The organism is Micromonospora sp. RP3T (genome assembly GCF_003027925.1).
GTDB lineage: Bacteria > Actinomycetota > Actinomycetes > Mycobacteriales > Micromonosporaceae > Micromonospora.
The window spans coordinates 35,761-42,512 of sequence record NZ_PYPS01000051.1; the positions used below are offsets into that span (position 1 = coordinate 35,761).

Consider the following 6,752-nt stretch of genomic DNA (forward strand, 5'->3'; position numbering starts at 1 on the left):
TTCCGCCCCGGCAAATCGGCTGAATCCGGCATCGAAGGGACCGCAACTGCAAGATCGCGGGGGATGGGCGTCGGGGGTGATCGGTAGGGTTCGGGACATGGAAGCGTTCGGGGTGCTCGCGGAGCGGATCGTGGAGGCCGTGCTGGAGAGCCGGCCCGGGTTGGCGACCTCGGTCGGGGACCACCGCTACGACGACCGGCTGCCCGACTTCTCCGCCGACGCGCTCGCCGCCGACCGGGCGATGCTCCGGGACGCCGCCGACGCGCTCTCCGAGATCGACCCCGACGTGCTCGACACCGACGAGAGCGTCGACCACGCGCTGCTCAGCGCCCTGGTCGACCGCGGGCTGTTCGAGGACTCCGAGATCCGCAGCCACGAGTGGGACCCGCTGCGGCACAACCCGGGTCCGCTGCTGCACGCGTTGCTGGCCCGGCCGTACGCGCCGGTCGAGGAGCGGCTGACCCACCTGGCCGGGCGCCTCTGGGCCGTACCGGATGCGCTGGCGACCGCGCGCGCGACGCTGCGGGACATGCCGCGGGTCCACGCCGAGACGGCGGTCGGGCAGTTCGTCGGCGCGGCGGCGCTGGTCCGCGACGAGGTGCCGGTGCTGCTCGCCCAGGCGCCGGCGCTGCGCGACCGGGTGGGGCCGGCCGCCACCGCGGCGATCGCCGCGCTCGACGAGTTCGTGGCGTGGTTGCGGGCCGGACTGGCGGCCGACGCCGGGCCGGGGCGCGACCCCCGGCTGGGCCGGCGGCGCTGGGAGGCGCGGCTGTGGCACACGCTCGACACCGAGCTGGGCGCCGCCGAGGTGCAGCGCCGCGCGTGGGCCAACCTCGACCGGGTCACCGACGAGATCCGCGCGGCGGCCGTCGAGCTGGTCGGCGGTCCGGCCGACGACGAGACGGTACGCCGCGCGCTGGACCTGCTGGCCGCCGAGCACCCGGACGACGCCACCATCGTCGACCTCGCCGCCGGCACGCTCGACGACGCCACCGACTTCGTCCGCCACCACGACCTGGTCAGCCTCGTCGCCGACCCGTGCGTGATCCAGGAGATGCCGGAGTTCGCGCGCGGCGTCGCGGTGGCCTACTGCGACGCGCCGGGCCCGCTGGAGACGGCCGACGTGCCGACGTTCTACTGCATCGCGCCCACCCCGGCGGACTGGCCGGCGCAGCGGGTCGAGTCGTTCTACCGGGAGTACAACGACCACATGATCCGCAACCTGACCGTGCACGAGGCGATGCCCGGTCACTTCCTCCAGCTCGCGCACGCCCGCCGGTACGCCGGCCCGACCCGGGTGCGTGCGCTCACCGAGTCCGGCGTGTTCATCGAGGGCTGGGCGGTCTACACCGAGGAGCTGATGGCCGGGCTCGGCTTCGGCGGGCTGCCGGTGCGGTTGCAGCAGCTCAAGATGCAGCTCCGAATGACCATCAACGCGCTGCTCGACCAGCTCGTGCACTGCGACGACCTGCCCGAGGCCGAGGCGATGGCGTTGATGACCGGGCGCGGCTTCCAGGAGGAGGGGGAGGCGGCCGGCAAGTGGCGGCGGGCGCTGCTGACCTCCACCCAGCTCTCCACCTACTTCGTCGGCTACAGCGAGATGGCGGACATCGCCGCCGCCCGGCCGGACGGCGTGCCGGTGCGCGACTGGCACGACGCGATGCTGTCGCACGACTGCCCGCCGCCGCGTCACCTGCGCACGCTGCTGGGGGTGTGAGGGTCAGGAGGCCTTCGGGCGGCGGTCCACCACACCGGCGCCGGCCGGCACCGCGAACGCGCCGGCCTCGACCGTCTCGGTGTAGCGGCTCATGGTGAGCTCGGCCGGTTTGCCGTCGAGCGTGCCGGTGAAGCTGCCGAGCACCCCCTCGGTGGTGACGCAGGCGGTGAAGCGCTCCCCGGCGTCGGTGACGTCGATGCAGGTGGCGTGGTGCCCGGCCAGCGTGGTGTCGGTCTGCTTGATGACCGCCTGGGGCTCCAGCGCGGCGGCGGTGAGCAGCCGGATCACCGCCGGCGGGGTGACCAGCCCCTGCTTGCGCGCCTCGTCGTAGACGATCACCGACGGCTTGCCGGCGGTCAGCACCGGCGGGGACATGGTGCAGGAGGTGCGGGCGGTGGTGCTCGCGCACCGGGTCACCGCCTCCTGGGTCACCGTGATCTTGCCGCCGGGCCAGGCGTAGGTGGAGCGGAGCGGCTTCGCGGTCTGCGCGATCGAGGCGGTCCCGCCGCCGGTGAGCTGGTATTCCGCGGCCCAGGTCCGCTCCAGCGCCCGGTCCATCCGCGCGGCGAGGTCGTTGACCAGGTCGGCCCGTCCGAGCGCGACGTCCGCGTCGTCCAGGGCCTGACAGCCGGTGACCGAGAGCGACGCGATGACCGAGGCGGCGAGCACGCGGAGGGTCGTCGAAGCGGCAGGCATGATGCCCAGCCTTGTCGATCGACGCAACCTCTCGCAAACCCGTTGCCGGTTGACGACCGGTAAACCGGGAATGTCCGTCTCATTCGCGGCCCCGGGGTCCGCCCCGAGCGCCGTACCGGGGAGCGGGGACCGATACGCTGCGTTCAACACCTGCCTCAGCCGCACCGTCGCGGCCCACACCGGACCGGAACACACAAACGAGGAGCGACTCAGTGGCAACCATCGAGGGAATTGTCGCCCGGGAGATCCTGGACTCGCGGGGCAACCCGACGGTCGAGGTCGAGGTCGGGCTCGACGACGGCACGATCGCCCGCGCCGCGGTGCCGTCCGGCGCCTCCACCGGCGCCTTCGAGGCGGTCGAGCTGCGCGACGGCGACAAGGACCGCTACCTGGGCAAGGGTGTCGAGAAGGCGGTCGCGAACATCGAGGACCGGATCGTCGACCAGCTCATCGGCTACGAGGCCAGCGAGCAGCGGCTGATCGACCAGAAGATGATCGACATCGACGGCTCGGACAACAAGGGCGAGCTGGGCGCCAACGCCATCCTCGGCGTCTCCCTGGCCGTGGCGAAGGCCGCCGCCGGCAGCGCCGAGCTGAGCCTCTTCCGCTACCTGGGCGGCCCCAACGCGCACCTGCTCCCGGTGCCGATGATGAACATCCTCAACGGCGGCGCGCACGCCGACTCGAACGTCGACGTCCAGGAGTTCATGATCGCGCCGATCGGCGCCCCGACGTTCCGGGACGCGGTCCGCTCCGGCGCCGAGGTCTACCACGCGCTGAAGTCGGTGCTGAAGAAGAAGGGCCTCTCGACCGGCCTCGGCGACGAGGGCGGCTTCGCCCCGAACCTGCCCACCAACGCCGCCGCGCTTGACCTGATCGCCGAGGCGGTGGAGAAGGCCGGCTACCGGCTCGGCACCGACATCGTCTTCGCGCTCGACGTGGCCGCCACCGAGTTCTTCGACAACGGCTCCTACACGTTCGAGGGCAGCACCAAGAGCGCCGAGGAGATGAGCAACTACTACACCAAGCTCGCCGGCGACTACCCGATCGTCTCCATCGAGGACCCGCTCGCCGAGGACGACTGGAGCGGCTGGGCCACGCTCACCGCCGCGCTGGGCGACCGGATCCAGATCGTCGGTGACGACCTGTTCGTGACCAACCCGCAGCGCATCGCCCGGGGCATCGCCGAGCGGGCCGCCAACGCGGTGCTGGTCAAGGTCAACCAGATCGGCTCGCTCACCGAGACGCTGGACGCCGTGGACCTGGCCCACCGGGCCGGCTTCCGGTGCATGATGAGCCACCGCTCCGGCGAGACCGAGGACACCACCATCGCCGACCTGGCGGTCGCCACCGGCTGCGGTCAGATCAAGACCGGCGCGCCGGCCCGCTCGGACCGGGTCGCCAAGTACAACCAGCTCCTGCGGATCGAGGAGGAGCTGGCCGACGCGGCGCGGTACGCCGGCGCCGGCGCGTTCCCGCGTTACCGTTCGGCCTGAGGTCGACGCTCCGGGGGAGGGGTGTGACGATGCAGCAGCGCCGCACACCGGGTGGCCAGCGGCCCGCCCGTCGGCCGGGTCAGGCCGGCCGGGCGGGCGGGGGCCGGACCCGGTCCACGGCCCGCGACGGCGTCCGCGCGGAGGCACGCGCCGCCGGCCGGTCGCCCGGCGCGTCCCGCGTCACCGAGGGCGTACGCTCCGCGAACCGTCCGGGCGCGGCCCGGCGTACCGCGGCCGGCGGCCCGGTCAAGCGGCTCACCGCACCCCAACCCCGGCGCTTCACCGGGCGCGCCACAGTGCTGTTCGCGGTGCTGATCGCGCTCGCCCTGGCGTACACCTACCCGGTCCGGGTCTACCTGGACCAGCAGACCGACATCGAGCGGATGGAGGCGTCCCAGGCGGCGCAGCGGGCGGAGATCGACCGGCTTACCGCCGAGGCGGCCAAGTGGAAGGACCCGGAGTACGTCAAGACGCAGGCCCGGGAACGGTTCTTCATGGGCAAGCCGGGGGAGACGCTGCTGGTGGTGCTCTCCGACCCGGACGGGGCCGCCAAGGACGCCGGCAAGGGCGCGAAGCCGGGGGCGCCGCGACCGCCCGACCCCTGGTACGACACGCTGTGGTCGAGCGTGCAGGCGGCGAACGCCGAGCGCCCCGACAAGTGAGCTACCTCGAAAGGCCCAACCCGTGAGCGTCGTACCACCGCAGGAACCGGCGGCGGACTCCGTACCCCCGCCGGAACGCCGACCGGCCACCGAGGCCGACCTGGCCGCGGTGGCCGCGCAGCTCGGACGCCCGCCGCGCGGCACCCGGGCGGTGGCCCACCGGTGCCCGTGCGGCCTGCCCGACGTGGTGGAGACGACGCCCCGGCTGGCCGACGGCACGCCGTTCCCGACGCTGTTCTACCTGACCTGCCCGCGGGCCACCGCGGCGTGCAGCCGGCTGGAGTCGGCCGGGCTGATGAAGGAGATGGCCGACCGGCTCGCCGAGGACCCGGAGTTGGCCGCCAGTTACCGGGCCGCGCACGAGGACTACCTGGCCCGCCGCGACGCGATCGGCGAGGTGCCGGAGATCGCCGGCATCTCGGCCGGCGGGATGCCCGGGCGGGTGAAGTGCCTGCACGTGCATCTGGGCCACGCGTTGGCCGCCGGCCCCGGGGTGAACCCGTTCGGCGACGAGACGCTGGCGCTTGTGGAGAAGTGGTGGGCCGCCGGTCCGTGCGTGGACGTGCCTCCGGCATGAGTGCCGTCGAGCAGATCGCGGTCCGCCGGGCCCGCACCGCCGACGTGCGCGGCATCCGCCGGCTGGTGGACACGTACACCGACGACCGGCGGCTGCTCAGCAAGGCCACCGTGACGCTCTACGAGGACGTGCAGGAGTTCCGGGTGGCGGTGACGCCGGACGGCACGGTGGTCGGCTGCGGCGCGCTGCACGTCATGTGGGAGGACCTGGCCGAGATCCGTACGGTCGCGGTCGACCCGTCCTGCCGCGGGCACCGGATCGGCCACCGGATCGTCGGTGAGCTGATCGATGCGGCCCGCGAGCTGGGCATCGCCCGGATCTTCGTGCTCACGTTCGAGACCGGCTTCTTCGGCGCGTTCGGCTTCCACGAGATCGACGGCGCCCCGGTGCCGCAACCGGTCTACGAGCAGCTCCTGCGCTCCTACGACGAAGGTGTGGCCGAGTTCCTCGACCTGGAACGGGTCAAACCCAACACCCTGGGCAACACCCGCATGCTGCTGCGCCTCTGAGCCGCGTCGGGCTGCCGTAGGGTGGGCGCCGTGAGCGTGCGCGTGGGGGCCATCGACTGCGGGACCAACTCGATCCGACTGCTGATCGCGGACCTGCCGGATCCCTCCGCCGGGGAGGCGGCGCCGCTGACCGACGTCAGCCGGCGGATGGAGATCGTGCGGCTGGGTCAGGGCGTCGACCGGACGGGCAGGCTCGCGCCCGAGGCGATCGAGCGGACCCGGGTGGCGCTCGCCGACTACGCGGCGGAGATCGAGAAGACCGGCGTGGAGCGGGTGCGCATGTGCGCCACGTCGGCGTCGCGCGACGCCTCCAACGCCGACGACTTCCGCGCGATGGTCGAGCGGACGCTCGGCGTACCGCCGGAGGTGGTGACCGGCGACGAGGAGGCCCGGCTGTCGTTCACCGGCGCGGTGCGCGGGCTGCCCGCCGACGCCGAACCGCCGTACCTGGTGGTGGACATCGGCGGTGGCTCGACCGAGTTCGTGGTCGGCACCCGCGCCGAGGGCGTGCGCGGGGCGATCTCGGTGGACATCGGCTGCGTCCGGATGACCGAGCGGCACCTGCACGGCGATCCGCCCACGCCGACCGAGATCGCCGCCGCCGAGGCGGACATCGCGGCGGCGGTGGACCGGGCGCTGGCCGCCGTCCCCGGCCGGGAGGCCGCCACACTGGTCGGGCTCGCCGGTTCGGTCACCACAGTGGTCGCCCTGGCCGAAGGGCTCCGGGAGTACGACCCGAGTCGCATCCACCACGCCCGGGTCCCGTACGCGCGGGTCGCCGAGGTGACCGCCTACCTGCTCGGCGCCACCCGGGAAGAGCGGCTGGCCGAGCCGGTGATGCACCCCGGCCGGGCGGACGTGATCGGCGCCGGCGCACTGGTGCTGCGGGTCATCATGGAGCGGGCCGGCATGTCCTCGGTGGTCGCCTCGGAGCACGACATCCTCGACGGCATCGCCTGGAGCCTCGCCTAGGGCCTGTGTCGAAGTCGGTCACAGCCATTCGTTGATGGCGGCGACGTGCACGGTGGCCGCGTAGCGCACGGCGAGTTTGTCGAAGCGGGTGGCCACGGAGCGGTGGCGTTTGAGGCGGTTGAT

At 73.2% G+C, this 6,752-nt stretch carries 7 protein-coding genes and 1 pseudogene; 6 read left to right on the forward strand and 2 right to left on the reverse strand.

Translation table 11 applies throughout. The annotated features are described in order from the left end of the window. The first annotated feature begins 97 nt into the window (after nucleotides 1-97). Nucleotides 98-1,717, forward strand: coding sequence for a DUF885 domain-containing protein (locus C8054_RS29085; protein ID WP_107162351.1), 1,620 nt, complete (start codon nucleotides 98-100; stop codon nucleotides 1,715-1,717). Nucleotides 1,718-1,720: 3 nt separating this feature from the next. Here the strand turns inward: C8054_RS29085 and C8054_RS29090 are convergent, their stop codons facing one another. Continuing rightward, the gene (locus C8054_RS29090) at nucleotides 1,721-2,413 is read right to left on the reverse strand and encodes a hypothetical protein (protein WP_107162352.1); all 693 of its coding nucleotides are present in this window, start codon (nucleotides 2,411-2,413) and stop codon (nucleotides 1,721-1,723) included. 212 nt (nucleotides 2,414-2,625) lie between these two features. On the opposite strand from C8054_RS29090, the gene eno reads away from it, so the two are divergent. The 5 genes from eno to C8054_RS29115 are packed head-to-tail and all read left to right on the forward strand — an operon-like array spanning nucleotide 2,626 to nucleotide 6,629. Continuing rightward, nucleotides 2,626-3,909, forward strand: a complete 1,284-nt coding sequence (gene eno / locus C8054_RS29095; protein ID WP_107162353.1) for a phosphopyruvate hydratase — start codon at nucleotides 2,626-2,628, stop codon at nucleotides 3,907-3,909. 29 nt (nucleotides 3,910-3,938) lie between these two features. Then, entirely contained in the window at nucleotides 3,939-4,571 is a 633-nt protein-coding gene (locus C8054_RS29100) for a septum formation initiator family protein (RefSeq protein WP_107162361.1), read from the forward strand. Nucleotides 4,572-4,593: 22 nt separating this feature from the next. Further along, nucleotides 4,594-5,148, forward strand: a complete 555-nt coding sequence (locus C8054_RS29105) for a DUF501 domain-containing protein (RefSeq protein WP_107162354.1) — start codon at nucleotides 4,594-4,596, stop codon at nucleotides 5,146-5,148. Beyond that, nucleotides 5,145-5,657 (forward strand): amino-acid N-acetyltransferase, encoded by a 513-nt coding sequence (locus C8054_RS29110; protein ID WP_107162355.1) that lies wholly within the window; start codon nucleotides 5,145-5,147, stop codon nucleotides 5,655-5,657. The genes C8054_RS29105 and C8054_RS29110 overlap by 4 nt, the downstream gene beginning before the upstream one ends. Nucleotides 5,658-5,699: 42 nt before the next feature. After that, a complete protein-coding gene (locus C8054_RS29115) occupies nucleotides 5,700-6,629 on the forward strand; it encodes a Ppx/GppA phosphatase family protein (RefSeq protein ID WP_107162356.1) in 930 nt (309 codons plus the stop codon). A gap of 18 nt (nucleotides 6,630-6,647) precedes the next feature. Here the strand turns inward: C8054_RS29115 and C8054_RS29120 are convergent. After that, a pseudogene (locus C8054_RS29120) lies at nucleotides 6,648-6,752 on the reverse strand (IS5/IS1182 family transposase); the annotation flags it as partial.